Origin of the sequence: Bacillus sp. AFS053548, from assembly GCF_002575105.1 — a bacterium.
Lineage (GTDB): Bacteria > Bacillota > Bacilli > Bacillales > Bacillaceae_G > Gottfriedia.
In genome coordinates, this window is the sequence record NZ_NUHI01000044.1 from 1 (window position 1) to 267 (window position 267).

The following is a 267-nucleotide window of genomic DNA, read 5'->3' on the forward strand; positions in this document are numbered from 1 at the left end:
ATCTAGTTTTCAAGGTACAAAATAAAAATGGTGGAGCCTAGCGGGATCGAACCGCTGACCTCCTGCGTGCAAGGCAGGCGCTCTCCCAGCTGAGCTAAGGCCCCAAACATAAAAAAAAGAAAGATATGGTGGGCCTAAATGGACTCGAACCATCGACCTCACGCTTATCAGGCGTGCGCTCTAACCAGCTGAGCTATAGGCCCATATCTAAATATGAAGGATAATCCTTCAAAACTAAACAAAACGATGAAGAAACATTTCATACAT

The 267-nt window shown here is 44.9% G+C and carries 2 tRNA genes; both read right to left on the reverse strand.

The features are described from left to right. Window positions 1–28 precede the first annotated feature (28 nt). Window positions 29–104 (reverse strand) — tRNA-Ala (locus CN946_RS20560). 22 nt (window positions 105–126) lie between these two features. Next, window positions 127–203, reverse strand: a tRNA-Ile gene (locus CN946_RS20565). Window positions 204–267: the final 64 nt, after the last annotated feature.